We start from the raw sequence: 23,479 nt of genomic DNA on the forward strand, positions 1-23,479 counted from the left end.
AATGAATACCTTACTATCTATTAATACAAGAAATGCAGTATTGCTTAAAATGGCGGAGCTTTTAGAGCGCGACCGCGAAGCAATTATTGCTATTAATAAAACAGACTTAGACGCTTACAGCGGGGACGATATTTCAATGTTTGATCGTTTAAAAGTAGATGATGCAAAAGTAGATGAAATGAAGAAAGCTGTAACCCATTTAGCCTCGCAGGATGATCCTGTTGGTGTGGAACGTTTCAGTTTTAAGCACGATAATGGCATGCAAGTATATAATAAAACGGCCTCTTTTGGTACAGTTTTAATTATATACGAATCAAGACCAGATGTTACGGTTGAAGCCGCTGGTATTGCATTTAAGTCTGGAAATAAAATACTACTTAAAGGAGGGAAGGAGTCCTTGCGATCAAATTTAAAAATAGTCGAACTATGGCATGAAGCTTTAAAAGCGTATAATGCACCGACTGATTGGGTAGAATATTTACAATTTAACAGAAGTGAAACCCAAGCCTTTTTGGAAAAACCAACACAAAAAGTTGATTTAATTGTACCTAGAGGTGGTGAGCGTTTAATTGCGTTTGTAAAAGAACACGCTACTTGCCCTGTAATTATTAGCGGACGAGGGAACAATTTTGTTTATGTGCATCAGGAAGCAGATTTAGATGTTGCTTTGGATGTCATTTTGAATGGAAAATCTAAAATATCTGCTTGTAATGCGGTTGATAAAGTTTTGATCGATGAAAAATTACCTAAAAAAGATGTTTTCGTAAAGCACTTAATTTCAAAATTAAAGCATTCTAATATCGAAGTTTTAGGAGATGAAACGATCTCAAAAGCACATGGATTAGAAGGTATTAAATCCGATGATATTTGGTATGAAGAGTTTCTTGATTATAAAATTCTTATTGGGGAAATAGGATCTAATCAAGATACGATTGCCATGATTAATAAATATTCTGGAGGGCATTCCTCATCAATAATAACAACCAATCAAAAGGAGGCCAAACTATTTATGGAAAATGTGGATACAGCTGCAGTATACCATAATGCTTCAACCCGATTTACAGATGGCGGGCAATTAGGGTTAGGTGGTGAGTTGGCCATTAGTACAGATAAACTGCATCAACGCGGACCAATTGGTTTGCAACATTTGGTGACAAATAAATGGTATGTTCATGGAAGTGGACAAATAAGGTAAGGATGCAAAAGAAGAAACGCATATTATTAAAAATAGGTTCTAATACACTTACTAAAGAAACCGATAATATTTCCCGAGGTAAGATAGAAGATTTAGCAAGTCAGATCGCTGCACTTCAAGATACTTACGAATTCATTATTGTGAGTTCTGGAGCTATCGCTGTTGCAAAGCAATTTGTAAAATTGGAAAGTAAACGAAAACCTATATTTGTAAAACAAGCGTTGGCTTCTATCGGGCAGCCACATCTTATCCGGATTTATCAAGAAATTTTTAGAGAATATGGGTTGTTAACATCTCAATGTTTGTTGTCGTATTCCGATTTTAAAAAAGAAGAAAGCCGTGCTAATATTACCAATACCATTAATGTCTTGGTAAACAATAATTATATTCCAATTATTAATGAGAACGACACAGTGGCCACTGATGAAATTAAGTTTGGAGATAACGATAAATTAGGGGCTCTAACCGCTTCTTTGTTAGAGGCGGATTTATTTATCATTGCAACAAATACCAACGGGATTTATACTAAGGCTTCTATGGAGAATGGGACTCCAAAAACCATTGAAGAAGTATTGGATTTTGAGGTTTTAAAGCAGGAAATAGTAGATTCAAAATCGTCGCATGGCAGTGGTGGCATGCAAAGTAAGATTGAAGCAGCAGAGGTAGCGCATAGGGCAAATGTGGAAACTTGGATAGTAAACGGGTTAGAAGATAACTTTATAGTAAATTCAATGGAAAACAAACGGTCGTTTACTAAAATAAAGTAAGTAGTTGTTTGCCTTAAAATATATGAATACAGAAAGCCCTTTTTATAAAGAGGCTGTTGCGGTTAGAGAAGAACTGTTTTTTAAAGAAATGAAAAATAGTAGGGATTTAATCAATGATGAGTTTGAGTTAAATGGAATTCATCTAGTCTGTTTGGATCAAGGTAAGGTAATTGGCACTGGCCGTTTAAATATTGTTGAAGACGAAGCTATAATATCTCAAATGGCTATAAAGGAGAATTATCAAAGGCAAGGTGTTGGAGCTGAAATTTTAAAGGAGTTAATAAGGTATTGTAAAAGAGAAGGTGTATTTTATCTTAAACTAAGTGCACGAGAAACGGCTATAGCGTTTTATAAAAAGTTTAATTTTAGGATACTCGGAGATAAATATCCATCGTTAAAAACAGGAGTAGTTCATCAAAAGATGACGCTGAAAATAGATTAATAAATTAAATTTAGATCTGTTAGTTTTTTTTAACCTAACAGGTCTGAAAAAGAAGAAAATAAAATGAAACACTACACGTCCATAACTGATATTGATGATATTAATGCTTGGATTGAAGAGGCCAAAAAATTGAAGCAAAATCCTTTGGCAGATAACGCACTAGGTAAAAACAAAACCTTAGGATTGTTATTCTTTAATTCTAGTTTGCGAACCCGCCTAAGTACACAGAAGGCAGCATTAAACTTAGGAATGAATCCTATTGTTATGAACGTATCTGGTGATGCATGGGGCTTGGAGTTTGAGGATGGTACTGTAATGAACGGAAGTACCGCAGAGCATATTAAAGAAGCCGCTGCTGTAGTGTCACAATATTGCGATATTATTGCTGTTAGAGCGTTTCCATCTTTAACCGATAAAGAAAAGGACGAAAGCGAGCAGGTACTAAATGCATTTAAACAATATGCAGCTGTGCCTATAGTTAATATGGAAAGCGCTACTGGGCACCCCTTACAGGCGTTAACCGATGCCATTACTATTTCAGAGCATACTAAAGTTAAAAGACCTAAAGTGGTATTAAGTTGGGCGCCTCATATTAAGGCTTTGCCGCATGCTGTTGGAAATAGTTTTGTTCAAGCTATGCAAAAAATGGAGGTAGACTTTGTTATTGCTAATCCTGAAGGTTATGATCTAAGTCCGGAGATAACCAAAGATACACCTATTTATCATAATCAGGAGGAAGCTTTTAAAGATGCCGATTTTGTATATACCAAAAACTGGAGTTCTTACGAAACGTATGGAAAGGTAATAAACACAGATACCGATTGGATGATTACTAAAGAAAAACTAGGAGATGCTAAATTTATGCATTGCTTACCTGTAAGACGTAACGTAGTAGTTGAAGATGCCGTTTTAGATACCGATAGTTCAATAGTTATTGAGCAGGCGAATAACAGAACTTATGCGGCGCAGTTGGTACTTAAAAAATTATTAGAGAATGGCTAAAGAAAAATTGTCTGTAGTAAAAATAGGTGGTAATATTATTGAAGATGAAGCATCTTTAAATGCATTTCTTAAACTGTTTTCGAATATAAAAGGTAAAAAGATTTTGGTGCATGGAGGAGGAAAACGAGCAACTCGTATTGCTTCAAAATTAGGTATTGAGTCGCAAATGGTAAATGGCAGACGTATTACCGATGCTGACACATTAGAGATTATTACCATGGTATATGGTGGTTTAGTGAATAAAAATGTTGTCGCCAAGTTACAAGGATTAAATACCAACGCTATTGGATTAACAGGAGCTGATGCGAATAGTATAATATCAGATAAACGCCCTGTAAAAGAAATTGATTTTGGCTTTGTGGGGGATGTAAAAAAAGTTGCCTATAAGTCTGTAGCTAAGTTAATTCAAGCAGGTTTTACACCGGTGTTCTGTGCGATTACCCACGATGGCAACGGGCAGTTATTAAATACTAATGCCGATACTATTACTTCTCAAGTCGCTGTAGGAATGAGTTCTTTGTACGAAACGACCATTTATTATTGTTTTGAGTTGAATGGTGTTTTACGCGATATTAACAATAAGGAATCGGTTATTAAGCATATTGATGCTAACATTTATAAGGATTTATTGGATAAAGGTATTATTGCCGATGGGATGTTGCCGAAGTTAGAAAATTGTTTTGATGCTCTTAATGGCGGGGTGAGTCGTATAAATATGGGGAATATCTCTATGTTAACTAAAGAAAATGATAATTTCACCAAAATAACCTTATAAAATGGGATTAGAGAAATTAACAACCGAGGCTATTGCACTGTTAAAAACATTGATTAAAACACAATCGTTTTCTTCGGAAGAAGAGCCTACCGCAGTCCATATTGAAGATTGGTTTAAGCGCAATGATATCGACTATAAACGCACAAAGAATAATATTTGGGCGGTCAATAAATATTTTGAAGAAGGTAAGCCAACCTTGTTGTTAAATTCACATCATGATACGGTAAAACCTAATTCAGCGTACACTAAAAACCCGTTTAATGCTCATGTAGAAGATGGTAAATTATATGGTTTGGGGAGTAATGATGCTGGAGGGTCTTTGGTGTCTTTAATAGCCACGTTTACTTATTTTTATAATCATGAAAACCTAAAATATAATTTAGTAATTGTGGCCTCTGCTGAAGAAGAAAGTAGTGGTCCCAATGGCTTAAATAGTATGCTGCCAATAATTCCTAAGGTAGACGTTGCAATTGTTGGGGAACCCACACTCATGAATTTAGCAGTAGCCGAAAAAGGGCTAGTGGTTTTTGATGCTGTAATTGAAGGCACCCCAAGTCATGCCGCACACCCTAACGATAATAATGCTATTTATAAAAGTATTGAAGCGTTACAGTGGTTTAAGGATTTTAAGTTTGATAAAAGTTCAGAAGCTTTAGGAGATGTTAAGCTAACAGTAACACAAATTAATGCGGGGTCTCAGCATAATGTGGTGCCAGGTCATGTAGATTTGGTGATTGATGTGCGGGTCAATGATGCCTATTCTAATAAAGAAATAGCAAATATTCTGGAAAAAAACGCACCAGTAACTCGAATTACGCCTCGTAGTTTACGATTAAACTCATCGTCCATACCTATGGAACACGATTTGGTGAAAGCTGGTATAGCTATGGGGAGAACAACCTATGGATCGCCAACATTATCAGATCAAGCAGTATTGTCTTGCCCTAGTTTAAAATTAGGCCCCGGAGATAGTACCCGCTCCCATTCGGCAGATGAATTTATTTATGTAAATGAAATAGAAGAAGGTATTAAAATATATGTTGAATTGTTGAAGCGTGTAATCGCTTAAACATAATAACGCAGTAACAAAAAACATAAGAACCTATGAAACTCTGGGATAAAGGTATATCAATAGATAACAAAATAGAACAATTTACAGTTGGAAACGACCGTGAAATAGATATGCATATTGCCAAATATGATGTGGTAGCGTCAAGAGCACATGCTAAAATGCTTCAAAAGATTGGTATAATTACGGTCGAAGAATTAGTTGATCTACTCAGTGGGCTAAAGGTTCTGGAAAGTCAAATTGAGGCAGGCACGTTTGTAATTGAAGAACAGTTTGAAGACGTACATTCTAAAATAGAGTTTGAATTAACCAAGTCCTTGGGTGAGGTTGGTAAAAAGATTCATACGGCACGCTCACGTAACGACCAAGTTTTAGTGGCTTGCCATTTGTATTATAAAGATAATTTAAAACTTGTTCAGCAGAAAACGAAAACGTTATTTGATACGCTTTTAAACCTGGCAGAACAATATAAGGACAAGGTTTTGCCTGGGTATACGCATTTACAAGTGGCCATGCCTTCCTCTTTTGGGCTTTGGTTTTCAGCCTATGCCGAGTTAATGATTGATGATGTGTTTTTATTAAATGCGGCATTAAAAACAGTAGACCAAAATCCTCTAGGGTCGGCTGCTGGCTATGGTAGTTCTTTCCCGATTGACAGGGAATTAACAACCCAAGAAATGGGCTTTGCTACCTTAAAATATAATGTTGTTGCAGCTCAGTTGGGAAGAGGTAAAAATGAGCGTACCATTGCTGCGGCTTTAGGCAGTTTAAGTAATACGCTTGCACGTTTTGCTATGGATGTATGCTTGTATATGAGTCAGAATTTTGGGTTTATTTCTTTTCCTGATGAATTAACAACAGGTAGTAGTATTATGCCACATAAAAAAAATCCAGATGTTTTCGAATTGATACGTGGTAAGTGCAATAAAATACAAGCATTACAAGGCGAAATGGTGTTAATAACAAACAATTTACCAACTGGTTATCATCGAGATTTTCAATTGTTAAAGGAGAATATGATAGCTGCTTTCGAAGAGCTAAAAGACATTTTGGATATTTTTAATTACTCCATTCAACAGATTGTTGTAAATGATGTAGATATCCATGATGATAAATACAAGTATTTATTTACTGTTGACAATATTAACACGCTAGTTGTGGAGGGACAATCTTTTAGAGAGGCCTACCAAAAAATTGGAGGCCAGGTACAGGACGGAACTTATGTCCCAGACACTTCTAAGCGGCATACCCATTTAGGCAGTATTCATAATTTAGCTTTAGACAAGATAAGGGCAAAGTTTCCGGAATAGTTTCTTATTTAAGAACCGTATCCCCATACTACAGGATAATACAATGGGATTAATAATGAATATTTGTAGGTCATGTATTGAATTGTTTTAGTTTAAGCAAGACTTAGCTCGTACTTAAAAGACTAATTAAACCAAACCAAATAAATGAAAATAGGAATTTTAAAGGAATCTCAAGAAGGCGAGAAGCGCGTTGCACTGTCTCCGTTTATTACCAAAAAATTGGTAGATAAAGGGTTTGAGGTTTTTGTTGAAAAGGGCGCAGGGGTTTATTCTCTGTACACCGATTTAGATTACGAAGAGACTGGAGCAAAACTAATTTCGAGACAAGCGATTTTTGAAACGGCTCAGGTTCTTATTAAGATAAACCCGTTTGATAAGGATGATTTAGAGTTGGTTCAAAGGCGTCATATTTTAATGAGCCAGTTATATCATCAATCAAGTCCAGAGTTAATTAAAGCTATATCTGATAAGGGAGCCACGGCTTTTTCTATGGATGCTATGCCAAGAATTTCGAGGGCTCAAGATATGGACGTATTAAGTTCGCAAAACAACTTAGCAGGTTATAAAGCTGTTATTTTGGGTGCTTATGAGATGACCAAAATTTTCCCTTTGATGATGACCGCTGCAGGAACCATTACACCTTCCAGAGTCTTGGTGTTTGGAGTGGGCGTAGCTGGATTGCAAGCAATAGCCACTGCGAAACGTTTAGGAGCTGTTGTTGAAGCTACAGATATCCGAACTGAAACTAAAGAACAAGCAGAGTCTTTAGGTGCTAAGTTTATTTCTGTTGACAATAGTACCGAAACTTCGGAAAAGGGCTATGCCAAAGAAGCTTCGGAGGATTATGTGAAAAGGCAAAAAGAAGCCGTAAACAATTCACTTTTTAAGGCAGACTTGGTTATAACTACAGCAAATGTACCTGGCAGAAAGGCTCCAGTCTTGATTACCAAAGAACAGGTTAAAAAAATGAAAAATGGGGCTGTAATTATTGATTTAGCAGCGAGCCAAGGAGGCAATTGCGAAGTCAGTAAATTAAATGAAAAGGTTGTTATTGATGGGGTAAAGGTCATTGGGACGACCATAGCTCCGGAGAGCGTTTCAACAAATGCAAGTGAACTGTATGCTAAGAATATTTATAATTTTATCATGCACCTTACAGAAGACTTAAACTTTAAATGGGACCTTGAAGAGGAGATAACCGACGAAACTCTTATTGTTCAAGATGGTGTTCAACGTAAATAACTAATCCAATCATGAAAGAATTTATTGAATTTATAAGTAATAATATACAAATAGTATACATTATTATTCTAGCTGTTTTTGTTGGGGTAGAGGTGATTAAAAGCATCCCTGCAGTTTTACACACGCCCCTTATGTCTGGAGCGAATGCTTTAAGCGGCGTTGTAATTGTAGGGGCCATCTTAGTAATGCTACATTCAGATCCAATGGATTACTTAGCTTTAGCCCTCGGTTTTGTAGCTGTGTTTTTAGGAATATTAAATGTTGTTGGTGGTTTTGCAGTTACCAACAGAATGTTAGCAATGTTTAAAAAGAAGAAATAATGAGTGTTACTTTAAGTATTATTTATTTGATTGCCACAGTAACATTTGTTGTTGGCTTAAAAAAACTAGGTCACCCTGATACTGCCAAATCGGGCAACCTAATTGCTGCCATTGGAATGGCGCTGGCTATTATAGGAACCATTTTTATACACGACTTGGAGGTTCCAACTATTATTTATGTGTTAATAGGGATTGCTATTTTTATAGGGTCTCTTGTAGGGTGGTTAATTGCTATTAAAGTGGAAATGACAAAAATGCCAGAGTTGGTATCCTTATTTAATGGGTTTGGAGGGGCTAGTGCGGCTTTAATTGGCATTGTAGAATTTGGGAATGCAGATATCAAAAATATAGACGTTACCATCGTTGCAACTATTTTGTCGGCTATTATTATTGGGGCAATAACGTTTTCAGGTAGTTTAATGGCATGGGGTAAACTTAATGGTTCTGTGAAAAGCGTAATTAAGATTCCGCAGTATAACATTATTAATAATTTATTCATTGTTTCAATTTTAGGATTAGCGACTTATGTAGTTCTTGGAAACGTAGACAGTTCTTTGATATTATATGCTCTATTAGCTGGTGGTTTAGTATATGGCGTGTTATTTGTAATGCCAATTGGTGGGGCAGATATGCCGGTAGTTATTTCATTGCTCAATTCATTAACAGGAATTGCAGCTGCTATTACGGGTGTACTGTACGATAATATGGTTATGCTTGTTGGAGGTATTTTAGTAGGTTCAGCAGGTATTATTCTCACTATAGCCATGTGCGTAGCTATGAATAGAACCTTAGCCTCGGTTATATTTGGTTCTTTTACGTCGGCAGCTTCAGATCAAGAGGGCGGTAATAAAGCATTAGGCTCAATTAAAAGTACAACGGCCAGCGATTCGGCCATAATGATGAATTATGCTTCCAACGTTATTATTGTACCAGGTTATGGTTTAGCTGTAGCTCAAGCTCAGCATGTTATTCACGAACTAGAAGATTTGCTTACAGCCAAAGGGGTAAATGTTAAATACGCCATTCATCCTGTGGCTGGGCGTATGCCAGGACATATGAATGTGTTATTGGCAGAGTCTAATGTTGAGTATGAGATGCTAGTTGAAATGGAAGATATTAATCCACAGTTTAATAATACCGATGTTGTTCTGGTGGTAGGGGCCAATGATGTTGTTAATCCTGCAGCGCATAACGACCCCGCAAGCCCTATTTACGGTATGCCAATTCTGGATGTTGAAAATGCGAAACACATTGTCGTTAATAAACGAAGTATGAATGCTGGATACGCCGGAATAGAAAATGAGTTGTTTTATAATTCGAAGACCTCTATGTTATTTGGAGATGCCAAAAAGGTGCTAACGGATTTGGTTGCCGAGTTAAAAAATATGTAGCAATATATAATCTTAGCATTTAAACATTCATTAGAATTAATGTATGTATAGCAATGTATAAAGAACAAGGAGCGACTGTTCGTAAATTAATTCTAATAATTTCATGTTTGTGCTCTGTTAAGAGATTGCAGCGAAAGCAAGGTTGAACAAAAGGTGTTTTTTCTTTTACTTATTTGGTTAGCTTAAATAAATTTTTTTTGATAGATTGTAACATCAATAAAACTTATTTAGGCTAGTCAAATGATAACGAGTTGTTTTATTCTTAGTTTTTTTCCACTTTGGGTTAATTATATTCTTGTTGTCATTCTTATTGTTCTAGCTATTCAAAGCGGAATATCGTTCGCTAAATGGCGAAAAAAAGCAGGTGCCAATGATGATGACTCTTCAATTAACACATTGGTTGGGGCTACACTCGGATTGTTAGCTTTTATACTGGCTTTTACATTTAGTTTAAGTTCTTCGCGCTTTGAAGCGCGAAAAGGCTTTTTACTTGAAGAAGTCAATTCGATTGAAACAAGTTGGTTGAGGGCCGGTTTAGTGAAGTCCCCTTATAGCGAACTGTTACGAAAAGAACTTGAGGAGTATACCGCAATCAGGGTGTTTTTAGTTAAAAATCCCTCAGAAGTGGAATCCGTATTAAAAAAGTCTGAGGAAATTCAAAGTACTATCTGGGAATTGGTAACAACTTTAGCTCAATCCAATAATAATCAAGAAATTAATAGACTTCTAATTGAGGCTATAAATGATATGTTTGATTTTCAAACCAAACGAGTTTCCAAAGGGCTCGTTGATAAAATACCCGCATTGATTTGGTGGGCTCTTTTCCTTTTGATTATCATTGCTATGTTTGAGGTAGGATATTTGTTAGGGAAAGGAGAGTCTTCAAATTGGACTTTGGTTTTAGCTCTATCAATGGCTTTTTCAGCCGTAATCATTATTATAGTTGACTTGGATAGTGTGACAGGGTTTATTACAATTAATAATCAGGTACTTTTTGATATGTATGAACGTATTAAAAGTTAAATTTAAATAGTTATTATGCACATTAAGAAAACCTATACGACTTTTGAAATGGCTTGGTGGACAAGATATGAAACCATGCTGTTTGTTATAATCATTACATTTTGGGTAGCTCTATACTATGTCTTTGAACTGAGTTGGCTTAGAATACCATGGACACCTCTGGCATTAATAGGGACTGCAGTGGCTTTTGTTATTGGATTTCAAAACAATGCAGCATATGGAAGAATTTGGGAAGCTAGAAAGATATGGGGTGGAATTGTAAATACCTCGAGAACCTTTGGGGTTTTTGTACAAGATATGGTTACAAATGAGTATGCAAAGGAAGATATTTCTAATGAAACCCTGAAGAAAGAAGTTAAGACGTTAACATATAGACATATAGCATGGATGAATGCTTTGCGTCATGCTATGCGTGTTCCAAAGCCTTGGGAGACTACCGTAAACCATAGAACTAATCGGGAATGGAATACCAGACCCCCAGAGTTAGATTCCGATTTGGAGACGGACCTAAAATCATACGTGTCGGATCATGATTTTGATTATGTAATGAGTAAAAGTAATAAGCAAACGGCTCTTTTATACCTTCAGTCTCATCATCTTAGAAGACTAAAAGAAAAAGGAGCAATTTGGGAGTTTTCTTTTTTGGAGTTAGAAGGGGTTATTGAAGAATTGTTTACGCTTCAAGGTAAAAGTGAGCGGATAAAAAACTTTCCTTACCCAAGGCACTTTGCTACCTTGAATCATTTTTTTATGTGGATTTTTGTTTTGCTCTTGCCCATGGCGTTGGTGCCTCAATTTGCTGAAATTGGAAATGAGGTTTTAGATCATAATCAAACGGTTGGAACGTTTTTTATTTGGCTAGCTATCCCGTTTTATGTGATAGTAGCATGGATATTTCATACTATGGAACGTATTGGAAGAACAGGGGAAAATCCTTTTGAAGGAACAGCAAATGACGTTCCCATTTCTACAATTTCAAGAGGAATTGAAATTGATCTGAGGCAAAATTTAGGGGAGCCGAAAGATGAAATACCTAAACAGTTTGAAGTAAAACACGATACCCAGTTTTAAAAAAATTACAGTACCAATTTTGGATATTTTCTTAGCTTAAGAGTGGGGTATGATTAATTCTTTGAAGGACTAGAACCTTTTAATCCATACAGCTGTTAAAAGTAAGCTTAAGGGAAATTTAGTCTAAAAAGAAAGCGCATTTTTTACAATGCGCTTTAAAGGACGTCCATCTTATTATGTTTAATAGTTTGTTGACTAACTCAAATAATTAAATGATAGTGGATTGTCCTAGATGTATATTTGTGAAATTTAGATTGGTTTCATCTGGATTGTTAATAAAGTCTTCAATAAAGTCACCTACTTTTGTTGTACTGATGTTATCATACTTGGTATTTAAATCTGGCGTTGTGATATGAAGTTTTAAAGATTTATCAACCCCGTCTCTTACGCGATTGGCTTCTTCATCCAAGCCAAAGTGATCTAATAGCATAGCTGCAGATAAAATAGATGCTATGGGGTTTGCAATCCCTTTATTTGCTGCTTTTGTGTAGGCGCCATGAATGGGCTCAAACATAACGTGCTTATCTCCAATAGATGCTGAGGCAAGTAAGCCTATGGAGCCTACAATAACACTGGCTTCTTCTGAAAGGATATCTCCAAACATATTTTCTGTTAGAATAACATCAAATTGCCTTGGATTAATAATAAGCTCCATGGCCGCATTATCAATATATATTCTTCTTAACTTAACATTTGGATACTGCGGTGCAATTTCATTTACAACCCGCCTCCAAAGTCTAGAACTTTCAAGTACATTAGCTTTATCTACCAGTGTTAACTTACGTTTTCTTGATTCGGCTGCTTTAAAAGCAGCATGTGCTATTCGTTCAATTTCAAAACGATTGTATTCACAAATATCTGAAGCTGTATTCCCATCTTCACTCAAATGCCTCTTTCCGAAATAAATACCCCCTGTTAACTCTCTGTAAATAACAATATTAGTATCCTTTATTTGCTTTATTTTTAATGAAGATTTATTAAGTAAATCCTCATAGGCAATTACAGGTCTAATGTTTGTGTGCAAACCAAGTTCTTTCCTAATTCCTAAAAGCCCTTGTTCTGGACGAATTTTAATGTCGGGGTCATCATATTTAGGGTTTCCAATAGCTCCGAATAATACAGCATCTGCTTTTTTGCAGATTTCAATGGTTTCCTCTGGTAGTGGAGATCCCGTTTGGTCGATTGCCGCGGCTCCAACTAGGGCTTTTTTGAAAGTAAAGATATGGTTAAATTCCATGGCTATGGCTTTCAAGACCTTAACAGCTTGAGCAGTAACTTCTGGACCAATCCCATCACCAGGTAAAACGGCAATATCTAATTTCATTTTTTAACCAATTAAATGTCGTACTAACTATGGAGCTATAGTCGTAAAATAAAGGGAATACCTTTACCAAACGAAAAAAACTCGATTAAGAGGAGGCAATTTCTTTGTATACCTTACTACCTTCAATTATTTGGTGGATATCATTATCGTCAACTTCTTTCTTCTTATCGGCAAAATCTAAAAAGTTTGTATAGATTTCATCCAATTGAAGTTTAGTTAATTCATACCCTATGTTTTTAGCTCTATAGGCCAAGGCTGCTCTACCACTTCTGGCTGTTAGCACAATGGCAGACTCTGTTACACCAACATCCTTGGGATCAATTATCTCATAGGTTTCACGGTTTTTGATTACCCCGTCTTGATGAATTCCAGAACTATGAGCAAAAGCGTTGGCACCTACAATGGCTTTGTTTGGCTGCGTATATATACCCATACTATCTGAAACTAACTGGCTAATACCATAAAGCATCTCGGTTTGAATACCTGTGTCTAAGTTAAGGTATGGATGTTGCTTTAATATCATAACAACTTCTTCTAAAGCTGTATTTCCTGCCCGTTCACCTATACCATTAATCGTACATTCTATTTGGCGAGCACCATTTATAACACCCTCGATAGAATTGGCTGTAGCTAAACCTAAATCATTATGACAGTGACATGACAAAATCGCTCTATCAATACCCGTAACATTTTCTTTTAAATATTTTATTTTTGCACCATATTCGTGAGGTAAGCAGTAGCCTGTAGTATCTGGAATATTTAAAACAGTTGCTCCGGCTTTAATAACAGCTTCACATACTCTAGCCAAGTACCCGTTGTCTGTCCTTCCTGCGTCTTCAGCATAAAACTCCACATCTTCAACAAAGGTTTTAGCATAGCTAACGGCCTTTACAGCACGCTCAATAATATCTTCTTGAGTAGATTTAAATTTAAATTTTATATGAGATTCAGAGGTTCCAATACCTGTGTGGATTCGCGCTGTTTTAGCATACTTTAAGGCTTCTCCAGCAACTTTTATGTCATTTTCAACAGATCTTGTTAATCCACATACGGTTGCATTTTTAACAATTTTAGAAATCTCTTCAACCGACTTAAAATCACCAGGACTTGATACCGGGAAACCAGCTTCAATAATGTCAACTCCTAATTTATCAAGCTGTTCTGCTATGATTAATTTTTGTTCGGTATTCAATTTACAACCAGGGACTTGCTCACCATCTCTTAAGGTTGTATCAAAAATTTGGACTCTATTATCAGACATTTATTAAAATATATTTTCGTATTGTTTTACGAATGTATATTTTGGTTTTGTAAAAAAGGAATTCCTCATTTATTTTTTACGATGTTTAACTTATGTGTGAAGATGTTAATATGCTGTAAATAAAGGTTTTAATACTGTTTTTGTAACTATGACAAGAGAGCAAAAAGATAATTTATTTGTTTTAATAAAATCACTTTCAAAATCCGAGAAAAGGCAATTTAAGTTATATGTAGGAAGATTAGGCGTAAACGAGGACTCTAAGTTTTTGATGTTATTCAATATTTTGGACAAACTTTCAAGCTATGATGAAAATGCCATTTTAAAAAAAGGAATCGTTAAAAAGCAGCAACTATCAAACCTTAAAGCACATTTGTACAAGCAAATTCTTATTAGTTTGCGATTAAATCCTTCTCATCAAGATATTCGAGTTCAAATTCGCGAACAGCTTGATTTTGCAACAATTTTATATCATAAAGGACTATACAAACAAAGTTTAAAAATATTGGATAAAGCCAAATCTCTTGCAATTAATCATGAAGAGAAAAATGTGGCTTACGAAATTGTTGAATTTGAAAAAATTATTGAGTCACAGTATATTACAAGGAGTTTAAATAATAGAGCAGATGAGCTATCTGTTCAAGCTAAGGAGTTAAGTCGACAAAATGTTTTGGCGAGTAAATTATCTAATCTTTCCTTGCAATTGTATGGACAGTTTTTAAAAACAGGTTATGTAAAAAATAAGGCGGAAACAAAGCGCATTACAGAGTATTATCATGACAGATTGCCTAGTTATGACATAAATGAACTTGGTTTTAGAGAAAAACTATGGCTTTTTAAGGCCAAATTATGGTACAGCTTTTTAACACAAGATTTTTTGGCATGTTATAAGTATGCCAGTAAGTGGGTTGACTTGTTTTACAAAAACAAAGAAATGATTACCCTTAATCCTGTGTTTTTTTTAAGGGGAAACCATTATTTGTTGGAGGCCTTGTTTTATTTAAGACAGTACAATAAATTTAAAAATGCTTTATCCGAATTAGAAATAGTTGTTAATGAAAAAACATTTCCGACCGACGATAATATTGATGGTTTAGCATTCTTATACATTTATAACAATAAGTTTAATCTTCATTTTATAGAAGGGAGTTTCGATGAAGGATTACCTTTAATTGAAGAAGTTTTAGATCGCTTGAAGAATTATAAAGACCGCATTGATGAACATCATGTTATGGTGTTTTATTATAAAATTGCAAGTATGTATTTTGGTGCTGGCGATACTAAAAAATGTATTTATTTTTTAGAGAAAATAATAAGCAATAAGTCGCTTCAAATGCGAGAAGATTTATTATGTTTCTCCAGAATTTTAAACTTGGTTGCGCATTATGAAGCAGGTCTAGATTATAATTTAGATATACTTATAAGAAGTACTTACAAGTTTTTAATAAAGATGGAGGACTTGTACGAGGTACAAAAGGAGTTTATTAAATTCTTAAGGGGCTTAGGAGATATATATCCTCACGAAGTGAAAAATGAGTTTGTTAAGCTTCATAGAAAGTTAAAGGAGTTTGAAGATGATCCTTATCAAAGCAGAGCATTTTTATATTTAGATATTATCTCATGGCTAGAATCTAAAATAGAAAACAGATCCATAGGAGATATCATCAGGCAAAAATTCAAGAATACGGCAAAATAGGGCTTGAACTTGAAAAAAAAGCACAGAAAAATTTGGATATTAACTTTTTCTGAATGAATATTTGCATTCACAAAGTTCAAAAAACTTACTGAAATGTTATCAAGAAAGGTGGAGGGATTAGACCCGCTGAAGCCTTAGCAACCCTTTAAACTTATTAAAGAAGGTGCTACGTTCTACTTAAATGACCGATTCATTTATCGGTGTTTGGATAGATAACCCTAAAAATTACATCCAGTAATTTAATTTTCTTCATAACATTTTTCTAATAAGTTCGCTTTTTAAGTGCTTTTTGGCTTTATTAATTAATTTATTAAACAAAAAATTAGAAAAATGAGCGATTTAAAATTAGCAACAAACGCATTGCACGCAGGACATGATGTTAAAGCAACGAGCGGAACCAGAGCGGTGCCAATTTATCAAACATCATCTTATGTTTTTAACGATTCCGACCATGCAGCGAACCTCTTTTCATTGCAAGAATTAGGGTTTATTTATACACGTTTGAATAATCCAACAAACCAAATTTTACAAGAGCGATTGGCAGCGGTTGAAGGCGGTATAGGCGCTGTGGTTTTTGCCTCTGGAACAGCGGCGATTTCAACAGGATTATTAACACTTTTAAAAGCTGGAGATCATGTTGTGGCATCAAGCAGCCTATATGGAGGGACTTATAATTTATTGAGTGTTACCTTACCAAGACTAGGTATAACAACAACATTTGTTGATGCATCAAATCCAGATAATTTTGCTGATGCTGTTCAAGATAATACAAGAGCATTTTTTGTTGAATCCTTAGGAAATCCAAAATTAGATGTATTAGATTTAGAGGCTATTTCGGTTCATTCAAAGGCTGCGGGAGTTCCTTTTATTGTTGATAATACGGTAGCAACACCAGCATTGTTAAATCCTATTAAACATGGTGCTAATATCGTAATTCATTCCTTAACCAAGTATATTGGTGGGCAAGGAACCTCGTTAGGCGGTGCAATTATAGATGCAGGGACCTTTGATTGGGCAAATGGAAAATTTCCTGAGTTTACAGAACCTTCAGCAGGGTATCATGGTTTAAAATATCATGAGGTTTTGGGAGCTGCTTCTTATACGTTTAAATTAATTCTTGAAGGTTTAAGGGATTTTGGCGGTGCTTTAAGTCCTACTAATGCCTTTAATATTATCCAAGGTTTGGAAACGCTGCCAGTAAGAATAAAACAACATAGTGAAAATGCCTTAGAATTGGCTCAATGGCTAGAAACTCAAGACGAAGTGGCATGGGTAAACTATCCAGGGTTAGAGAGCAGTAAGTATAAGGCACTAGCCGATAAATACTTGCCTAAAGGTCAAAGCGGTATTGTTACTTTTGGTGCCAAAGGAGGTTTTGAAGCGGCAAAAAAGATTGCAGATAATACTAAGTTGTTTTCTTTGTTAGCGAATATAGGAGACACGAAGTCATTAATTATTCATCCCTCAAGTACCACACATCAACAATTAGATGAAACAGAGCAAGAGTCGGCCGGTGTTACCGCAGATTTAATTAGGTTATCTGTAGGTATTGAAAACATTGAAGATCTTAAAGCCGATTTAAAGGAGGCATTTAAAACCATTTAACTTTAGTATTAAATTAAAGACTACATAACATTGAAGCATCCTTTGCAACATATTGTTTTTAAAGATTTTATTACCGAAAGTGATGTGAAAGTCTCCAAAATACAGTTAAGTTATCAGGTTTTTGGAAGATCTTTAGGGGATGCTCCAATTGTACTTATTAACCATGCCCTTACTGGTAATAGTAATGTGGCAGGTGATGATGGTTGGTGGCAAGATTTAATAGGCGATGAAAAAGTTATTGATACAAAGCTTTATACGGTATTGTCCTTTAATATTCCTGGAAATGGTTTTGATGGATTTGTAATAGATAACTATAAAGATTTTGTTGCTAGAGATATTGCGAAAATTTTCTTGAAAGGGCTAACAGAATTAAATACAGGAAAATTGTTTGCTGTTGTTGGAGGTTCTTTAGGAGGTGGTATTGCATGGGAAATGGCGGTGTTAAAACCAGATTTGGCTGAACATTTGGTGGTCGTAGCTACCGATTGGAAATCTACCGATTGGTTGATTGCCAATTGCCAAATTCAGGAGCAGTTTTTAATAAATTCTAAAAATCCGGTGCACGATGCTAGAATGCATGCTATGTTATGCTACAGGACACCGGAGTCGTTTAAAGAGCGTTTTCATCGCACTAAAAATGAAGATCTGGAGATTTTTAATGTGGAGAGTTGGTTACTACACCATGGTAAAAAACTACAAGAACGCTTTCAGCTATCTGCATATAAGCTGATGAATCAATTATTAAAAACAATTGATGTCACAAAGGGCCGCGATAATAACTTTAATGTCTTAGAAAATATTGAGGCTAATATTCATATTGTTGGAGTAGACTCCGATTTGTTTTTTACGGCAGAAGAAAATAGAGAAACGCAAAAGCAATTAGCATTAACACATCCTAACGTTACTTATAATGAAATTCATTCGGTACATGGACATGACGCCTTTTTAATGGAGTATGAACAATTAGAAGAAATTGTAGAAGGCATTTTTGTGCCACATTCTAAAAGAAAACCTATGAAAATATTAAAATTTGGAGGTAAATCTTTGGCCAATGGAAAAGGTTTAGATACCGTACTTTCAATTATTGAAAATAAAGTAAAATTGGGTGACCGAATCAGTGTTGTGGTATCCGCTAGAGGATCGGCAACAGACGATTTAGAAACCATTTTAAGCAAAGCCCTAAAAGGCGAATCGTATCAAGAAGAATTGGACGCTTTTAAGGTTTACCAAGCAGCACCATTAAAAACAGTTGATTTTTCAGCGGAGTTTGCCGTTTTAGATAAGTTATTTGAAGGAGTTAGTCTGTTGCGTGATTACAGTAAAAAAACGAAGGATAGTATTCTAGCGCAAGGCGAATTGCTATCTGTAAGGCTAATAACAGCTATTCTGAATGAGCGTGGTGTTAAGGCTAATGCTACTGATTCTCGGGAACTCATTAAAACCGATGAAGCTTTCGGGAATGCACAACCGCTGTCAAAACTTTCTAAAGAAAATACGCAGGCTTATTTTAAAACACATAAGAATGAGGTTAACATTATAACAGGGTTTATTGCTTCTAACTTAAAGAATGAAACAACAACTTTAGGTAGAAACGGAAGTAACTACACGGCCGCCTTATTAGCCAACTTTTTAGATGCCGAGGAGTTACAAAATTACACCCATGTTAGTGGTATTTATACAGCAGATCCAAGTTTAGTACCCGATGCAAAGCAAATTAGAGAATTGTCCTTTAGCGAAGCCAATGAGTTAGCTAATTTTGGGACGTCTGTGTTACATGCAAAAACGATAATACCTTTAGTAGAGAAGAACATTAGTCTTCGTATTTTAAATACTTTTAATGCAGAAGATGAAGGCACTTTAATTACAGCAAGGCCGAGTACGAAAGAAGTAACCTCATTATCTGTATTAGAAAATGTCGCGTTATTAAACTTGGAAGGCCGAGGTTTGTTAGGGAAGATTGGTGTGGATGCCAGAATATTTGGCGCATTGAGTAGGCATGGTATAAGTGTGAGTATAGTATCTCAAGGGTCATCAGAACGTGGTATAGGTTTAATTATTGATGCTGAAGATGCCACTCAGGCTGTAATTGCTTTAGAACGAGAATTTGAAAGCGATTTCTACTCACAAGATGTCAATAAAATTGATGTGGTAGATGATGTTTCTGTAATATCCATAGTGGGAATTGAGTTAAGTTCATTCCATAAGCCTTTCAATGCATTAATTAAAAACCAAATTACACCGTTGCTTTTCAATAATACAGTAACTGGTAAGAATGTGAGTTTGGTAGTTAAAAAGGATCAGTTGCATAAAGCGGTGAACGTAATTCATGGTGAGGTTTTTGGAATTTCAAAAAAGATAAACATTGCTATTTTTGGACATGGAGGTGTCGGAGGTGCGCTTATCAATCAAATTTTAAAATCGAAGGATGATATTGAACAACGAAAAGTTATTAATTTAAATGTATTTGCTATTGCGAATTCTACAAAACTTCTTTTAAATAAAGATGGCGTAGATGCTAATTGGAAAAAAGCCATAAAAGAAACCTATCAAGAAAGTTCGTTTGAAGCAATTATTGCGTTTGCAAAAGCACATCACCTTGAAAATTTAATTGCGGTAGATAATACAGCAAGTTCTGTGTTTTATAAAAACTATGTGCCTTTAGTAGGAGCTGGTTTCGATTTAGTATCGTCAAACAAAGTTGCGAATACGGTATCTCATAAGTTTTATAAAGACTTAAGGGTAAAGTTAAAAGAAAATAATAAGCAATACTTATATGAAACCACTGTAGGTGCTGGATTACCTTTAATAGATACTATTAAATTGCTGCATGAATCTGGTGAAAATATTACTAGAATACGTGGTGTTTTTTCAGGTACTTTAAGCTATTTATTTAATAATTTTTCTGTCCAGGACAAGCCTTTTAGTGCTATTGTGCAAGAAACCATTGATAAAGGGTTTACAGAACCAGATCCAAGAGAAGATTTTTCAGGAAACGATGTTGCTAGAAAGTTGTTAATTTTGGCAAGAGAATTAGATTTGCTAAACGAGTTTGATGATGTTAAAGTGCAAAATTTAATCCCTAAAGCTTATCAGGATATTTCGGTACAGGAGTTTTTAGGACAGCTCAGTGTTTTAGATGAAGAATTTGAAACGGTTAAAAACAACCAAGAACCAAATCATGTATTACGTTATGTAGGTGATTTGTCTGGTGATTTATCACAAGATAAAGGAAATTTAGAAGTTAAGCTCGTGTCTATTCCAGAAGATAGTACCTTAGGGCATGTAAAAGGGTCAGACGCTATTTTTGAAATATTTACAGAGTCTTATGGAGAACAGCCTATTGTTATTCAGGGAGCTGGAGCAGGAGCAGAAGTAACTGCAAGAGGTGTTTTTGGAGACATTTTAAGGCTTTCAAAGCATATAAATTAAATCGTAATATTTCTGCAAAGTATCAAAGGTTTTGCAGATAAAAAAGATTGTAGACCTGTCAATTTTTCTAAGTCGTACAGGTCTACTAAATAAAAAATGAGAAAGGATAAACAACAATTTGAAACACAGGCTATACGAACTCAAACGGAAACAACGCAGTTTTCAGAGCATTCGGTTCCATTGTATTTAACCTCTGGATTTGTATTTGATGATGCAGAGGAAATGAGAGCGTCGTTTGCTGAAGAAAAACAACGCGATTTATACAGCCGTTATAGCAATCCTAATGTTAACGAATTTGTAGATAAAGTTTGTTTAATGGAAGGTGCTGAGGCTGGCTTTGCTTTTGCAAGTGGTATGGCAGCAGTATTTTCTACGTTTGCAACCTTATTAGACGCTGGAGATCATGTGGTATCATGTAGTTCCGTTTTTGGCGCAACACATGGACTGTTTACCAAATATTTTCCAAAATGGAATATTGAATGTTCTTATTTCAATGTTAATGAAGTTGAAACTATAGAAGACTTAATACAGTCAAACACGAAATTTATTTATGCAGAAACACCTACCAATCCAGGTGTTGATGTATTAGATTTAGATTATTTAAGTGCGGTATGTAAAAAGCACAATTTGCTATTGGTGATTGATAACTGTTTTGCAACGCCTTATTTACAAAATCCAATTAAGCATGGTGCTGACTTGGTAATTCATTCGGCCACTAAGTTAATGGACGGTCAAGGTCGGGTGCTTGGAGGTGTTACTGTGGGGCGTAAAGAGTTGATTCGTGAAATTTATCTATTTTCAAGACTTACGGGACCCGCAATGAGTCCTTTTAACGCTTGGGTGTTATCAAAATCGTTAGAGACTCTAGCAATAAGAACGGATAGGCATTGTGAAAATGCATTAAAACTTGCAGAATATTTAGAAGCACATCCTAAGGTAAATTGGGTAAAATACCCATTTTTGAAATCGCACCCCAAATACGATATTGCTAAAAAGCAAATGAAATTAGGGGGTAATATTGTAGCCTTTGAAGTTAAAGGAGGTGTAGAAGGCGGTCGGGCATTTTTCGATAGTATTAAAATGTGCTCACTTTCTGCTAACCTGGGGGATACAAGAACCATTGTAACACATCCTGCTAGTACCACACATGCTAAGGTTGAAGATGAGGTGAAGGCTGCTGCAGGGATAACCGATGGTATGGTTCGCTGTTCTCTTGGTTTAGAGCATATTGATGATATTATAGCCGATTTTAAGCAGGCTTTAAAGTAATTATAGATGAGATTATTTACGGTAGATTCGTTTACAGATAGACCATTTGAGGGAAACCCGGCAGCAGTTTGTGTATTAGATAAATCCCTTCCCGATGGCAAGTGTTTAGCCATAGCTCAAGAAATGAATCTTTCTGAAACGGCTTTTGTTTACAAAGAGGATAACGTATACCACCTGAAGTGGTTTACACCGGAAGTAGAGGTGGATTTGTGTGGGCATGCTACCTTGGCAACCGCCAAGGTCTTATTTGATATATATCATGTTGAAGAAGAGGTTTTAAATTTTAATACCAAAAGCGGTGTGCTTGCTGTGAAGAAGGTGGAGGAATATTTTGAGATGAATTTCCCATTAGGGGATTTATCTGCTGTTTTGGATGGTGATGTCTTACTTAATGAAGCATTAGGCGCAACACCTTTAGAAGTATTTGAGAATGGCGACTGGTGTTTAGTCCGGTTCGAGGATGAAACGCAAGTAAAGGACTTAGAACCTAACTTTAGTAAATTGTTAGAACACTCATATAAGAAGTTTATTGTTACAGCGAAATCGAACAACAATTCTTACCACTTTATATCTCGTTTTTTTGCTCCTGCTTTAGGGATTAATGAGGATCCCGTAACAGGTTAGGCGCATTGTTATTTAGCCAACTACTGGGCTAAAGCCTTGTCTAAAACCAAAATTACTGGTTATCAAGCATCCAAACGAGGCGGGATTGTTGTGTGTGAAGTAACGGTTAACAAAAGAGTTTTGTTAAGGGGTTCTTGTGTAATTATGAGCGAATTGATTATCCATTGGGATTAATAATTTATCTATATTAGCGATATGCTATCCAAAAAAACTAAATATGGGTTAAAAGCACTGACCTACATTGCAAGAAGCGAGGCCGACAACCCTGTGCAGGTTAGTGAAATCGCTAAAAGTGAACAAATACCACAGAAATTTTTAGAAAGTATTTTACTTACACTCAGAAAATCAGGTATTCTAAGTTCTAAAAAAGGAAAACATGGGGGATATTATCTGCGAAGTGAGCCATCTGAAATAAAAATGACAGATGTAATGCGTGTTCTTGAAGGTCCAATTGCCATGGTGCCATGTGTTAGTCTGAACTTTTATGAAAAGTGCGATGACTGTCCAGACGAAGATAAGTGCAGTGTCAATAAACTCATGATTCAGGTAAGGGATAATACACTTAAGGTCTTTAGAAATACTACTTTAGCTGATTTATCGGAAGTGTAAATTTTGATAATTTATCAAGTTTTCTTCAATTGGATGTAAGTTTTCTTCAAAATTCCGT

General features: G+C 35.5%; 20 protein-coding genes and 1 riboswitch. Of the genes, 18 read left to right on the plus strand and 2 right to left on the minus strand.

Going from position 1 to position 23,479, the window contains the following annotated elements; translation table 11 throughout:
* Position 1 precedes the first annotated feature (1 nt).
* The 12 genes from E5D58_RS09580 (at position 2) to E5D58_RS09635 (ending at position 11,607) form a co-directional block, all read left to right on the plus strand.
* On the plus strand, positions 2–1,195 hold the full coding sequence (locus E5D58_RS09580) for a glutamate-5-semialdehyde dehydrogenase (protein WP_136481637.1): 1,194 nt from the start codon (positions 2–4) through the stop codon (positions 1,193–1,195).
* Positions 1,196–1,197: 2 nt separating this feature from the next.
* Positions 1,198–1,962 (plus strand): glutamate 5-kinase, encoded by a 765-nt coding sequence (gene proB, locus E5D58_RS09585; protein ID WP_136481638.1) that lies wholly within the window; start codon positions 1,198–1,200, stop codon positions 1,960–1,962.
* A 22-nt stretch (positions 1,963–1,984) separates the two neighbouring features.
* Positions 1,985–2,404: a GNAT family N-acetyltransferase gene (locus E5D58_RS09590; RefSeq protein ID WP_136481639.1), complete on the plus strand. Its 420-nt coding sequence runs from the start codon at positions 1,985–1,987 to the stop codon at positions 2,402–2,404.
* Positions 2,405–2,467: 63 nt separating this feature from the next.
* Entirely contained in the window at positions 2,468–3,406 is a 939-nt protein-coding gene (locus E5D58_RS09595) for an N-acetylornithine carbamoyltransferase (RefSeq protein ID WP_136481640.1), read from the plus strand.
* The gene (gene argB, locus E5D58_RS09600) at positions 3,399–4,181 is read left to right on the plus strand and encodes an acetylglutamate kinase (protein WP_136481641.1); all 783 of its coding nucleotides are present in this window, start codon (positions 3,399–3,401) and stop codon (positions 4,179–4,181) included. The genes E5D58_RS09595 and argB overlap by 8 nt, the downstream gene beginning before the upstream one ends.
* 1 nt (position 4,182) lies before the next feature.
* Positions 4,183–5,250 (plus strand): M20 family metallo-hydrolase, encoded by a 1,068-nt coding sequence (locus E5D58_RS09605; protein ID WP_136481642.1) that lies wholly within the window; start codon positions 4,183–4,185, stop codon positions 5,248–5,250.
* Between the two features lie 35 nt (positions 5,251–5,285).
* Positions 5,286–6,560 carry an argininosuccinate lyase gene (gene argH, locus E5D58_RS09610; protein ID WP_136481643.1) on the plus strand — a complete coding sequence of 425 codons (1,275 nt, stop codon included), beginning with the start codon at positions 5,286–5,288 and terminating at the stop codon, positions 6,558–6,560.
* Between the two features lie 144 nt (positions 6,561–6,704).
* Positions 6,705–7,802 (plus strand): NAD(P) transhydrogenase subunit alpha, encoded by a 1,098-nt coding sequence (locus tag E5D58_RS09615; protein WP_136481644.1) that lies wholly within the window; start codon positions 6,705–6,707, stop codon positions 7,800–7,802.
* 11 nt (positions 7,803–7,813) lie between these two features.
* The gene (locus tag E5D58_RS09620; protein ID WP_136481645.1) at positions 7,814–8,122 is read left to right on the plus strand and encodes an NAD(P) transhydrogenase subunit alpha; all 309 of its coding nucleotides are present in this window, start codon (positions 7,814–7,816) and stop codon (positions 8,120–8,122) included.
* Positions 8,122–9,513: an NAD(P)(+) transhydrogenase (Re/Si-specific) subunit beta gene (locus E5D58_RS09625; RefSeq protein ID WP_136481646.1), complete on the plus strand. Its 1,392-nt coding sequence runs from the start codon at positions 8,122–8,124 to the stop codon at positions 9,511–9,513. Before E5D58_RS09620 ends, E5D58_RS09625 begins: the two co-directional genes overlap by 1 nt.
* A gap of 240 nt (positions 9,514–9,753) precedes the next feature.
* Positions 9,754–10,536 carry a hypothetical protein gene (locus tag E5D58_RS09630; protein ID WP_136481647.1) on the plus strand — a complete coding sequence of 261 codons (783 nt, stop codon included), beginning with the start codon at positions 9,754–9,756 and terminating at the stop codon, positions 10,534–10,536.
* Between the two features lie 15 nt (positions 10,537–10,551).
* Positions 10,552–11,607 carry a bestrophin family protein gene (locus E5D58_RS09635; protein ID WP_136481648.1) on the plus strand — a complete coding sequence of 352 codons (1,056 nt, stop codon included), beginning with the start codon at positions 10,552–10,554 and terminating at the stop codon, positions 11,605–11,607.
* A 208-nt stretch (positions 11,608–11,815) separates the two neighbouring features.
* Here E5D58_RS09635 and leuB read toward each other — a convergent pair whose 3' ends face one another.
* Entirely contained in the window at positions 11,816–12,931 is a 1,116-nt protein-coding gene (leuB, locus tag E5D58_RS09640) for a 3-isopropylmalate dehydrogenase (protein ID WP_136481649.1), read from the minus strand.
* Between the two features lie 85 nt (positions 12,932–13,016).
* Entirely contained in the window at positions 13,017–14,192 is a 1,176-nt protein-coding gene (locus E5D58_RS09645; RefSeq protein ID WP_136481650.1) for a 2-isopropylmalate synthase, read from the minus strand.
* A 148-nt stretch (positions 14,193–14,340) separates the two neighbouring features.
* Between E5D58_RS09645 and E5D58_RS09650 the strand changes: the two genes are divergently transcribed.
* The 6 genes from E5D58_RS09650 to E5D58_RS09680 all read left to right on the plus strand — a co-directional run bounded on the left by E5D58_RS09650 (position 14,341) and on the right by E5D58_RS09680 (position 23,421).
* Positions 14,341–15,885: a hypothetical protein gene (locus E5D58_RS09650; protein WP_136481651.1), complete on the plus strand. Its 1,545-nt coding sequence runs from the start codon at positions 14,341–14,343 to the stop codon at positions 15,883–15,885.
* Between the two features lie 93 nt (positions 15,886–15,978).
* Positions 15,979–16,104, plus strand: a riboswitch (SAM riboswitch).
* A 111-nt stretch (positions 16,105–16,215) separates the two neighbouring features.
* Positions 16,216–17,490: an O-acetylhomoserine aminocarboxypropyltransferase/cysteine synthase family protein gene (locus E5D58_RS09655; protein WP_136481652.1), complete on the plus strand. Its 1,275-nt coding sequence runs from the start codon at positions 16,216–16,218 to the stop codon at positions 17,488–17,490.
* Between the two features lie 30 nt (positions 17,491–17,520).
* Positions 17,521–20,919 (plus strand): bifunctional aspartate kinase/homoserine dehydrogenase I, encoded by a 3,399-nt coding sequence (gene thrA / locus E5D58_RS09660; RefSeq protein ID WP_136481653.1) that lies wholly within the window; start codon positions 17,521–17,523, stop codon positions 20,917–20,919.
* Between the two features lie 96 nt (positions 20,920–21,015).
* Positions 21,016–22,188, plus strand: coding sequence for a trans-sulfuration enzyme family protein (locus E5D58_RS09665; RefSeq protein ID WP_136481654.1), 1,173 nt, complete (start codon positions 21,016–21,018; stop codon positions 22,186–22,188).
* A gap of 6 nt (positions 22,189–22,194) precedes the next feature.
* A complete protein-coding gene (locus E5D58_RS09670) occupies positions 22,195–22,812 on the plus strand; it encodes a PhzF family phenazine biosynthesis protein (protein ID WP_136481655.1) in 618 nt (205 codons plus the stop codon).
* A 195-nt stretch (positions 22,813–23,007) separates the two neighbouring features.
* Entirely contained in the window at positions 23,008–23,421 is a 414-nt protein-coding gene (locus E5D58_RS09680) for an RrF2 family transcriptional regulator (RefSeq protein WP_136481657.1), read from the plus strand.
* The last annotated feature ends 58 nt before the right edge of the window (positions 23,422–23,479 follow it).

Origin of the sequence: Cognatitamlana onchidii (assembly GCF_004804355.1) — a bacterium.
Taxonomy (GTDB): domain Bacteria; phylum Bacteroidota; class Bacteroidia; order Flavobacteriales; family Flavobacteriaceae; genus Cognatitamlana; species Cognatitamlana onchidii.

Bases quoted from the DNA above. Each gene is read 5' to 3' on its own strand.
- E5D58_RS09620 (WP_136481645.1), top strand. From the start codon at position 7,814: ATGAAAGAATTTATTGAATTTATAAGTAATAATATACAAATAGTATAC.
- argH (WP_136481643.1), top strand. From the start codon at position 5,286: ATGAAACTCTGGGATAAAGGTATATCAATAGATAACAAAATAGAACAA.
- argB (WP_136481641.1), top strand. From the start codon at position 3,399: ATGGCTAAAGAAAAATTGTCTGTAGTAAAAATAGGTGGTAATATTATT.
- E5D58_RS09670 (WP_136481655.1), top strand. From the start codon at position 22,195: ATGAGATTATTTACGGTAGATTCGTTTACAGATAGACCATTTGAGGGA.
- E5D58_RS09605 (WP_136481642.1), top strand. From the start codon at position 4,183: ATGGGATTAGAGAAATTAACAACCGAGGCTATTGCACTGTTAAAAACA.
- E5D58_RS09655 (WP_136481652.1), top strand. From the start codon at position 16,216: ATGAGCGATTTAAAATTAGCAACAAACGCATTGCACGCAGGACATGAT.
- E5D58_RS09625 (WP_136481646.1), top strand. From the start codon at position 8,122: ATGAGTGTTACTTTAAGTATTATTTATTTGATTGCCACAGTAACATTT.
- leuB (WP_136481649.1), bottom strand. From the start codon at position 12,931: ATGAAATTAGATATTGCCGTTTTACCTGGTGATGGGATTGGTCCAGAA.
- E5D58_RS09635 (WP_136481648.1), top strand. From the start codon at position 10,552: ATGCACATTAAGAAAACCTATACGACTTTTGAAATGGCTTGGTGGACA.
- E5D58_RS09590 (WP_136481639.1), top strand. From the start codon at position 1,985: ATGAATACAGAAAGCCCTTTTTATAAAGAGGCTGTTGCGGTTAGAGAA.
- E5D58_RS09580 (WP_136481637.1), top strand. From the start codon at position 2: ATGAATACCTTACTATCTATTAATACAAGAAATGCAGTATTGCTTAAA.
- proB (WP_136481638.1), top strand. From the start codon at position 1,198: ATGCAAAAGAAGAAACGCATATTATTAAAAATAGGTTCTAATACACTT.
- E5D58_RS09595 (WP_136481640.1), top strand. From the start codon at position 2,468: ATGAAACACTACACGTCCATAACTGATATTGATGATATTAATGCTTGG.
- E5D58_RS09665 (WP_136481654.1), top strand. From the start codon at position 21,016: ATGAGAAAGGATAAACAACAATTTGAAACACAGGCTATACGAACTCAA.
- E5D58_RS09630 (WP_136481647.1), top strand. From the start codon at position 9,754: ATGATAACGAGTTGTTTTATTCTTAGTTTTTTTCCACTTTGGGTTAAT.
- E5D58_RS09615 (WP_136481644.1), top strand. From the start codon at position 6,705: ATGAAAATAGGAATTTTAAAGGAATCTCAAGAAGGCGAGAAGCGCGTT.
- E5D58_RS09680 (WP_136481657.1), top strand. From the start codon at position 23,008: ATGCTATCCAAAAAAACTAAATATGGGTTAAAAGCACTGACCTACATT.
- E5D58_RS09645 (WP_136481650.1), bottom strand. From the start codon at position 14,192: ATGTCTGATAATAGAGTCCAAATTTTTGATACAACCTTAAGAGATGGT.
- E5D58_RS09650 (WP_136481651.1), top strand. From the start codon at position 14,341: ATGACAAGAGAGCAAAAAGATAATTTATTTGTTTTAATAAAATCACTT.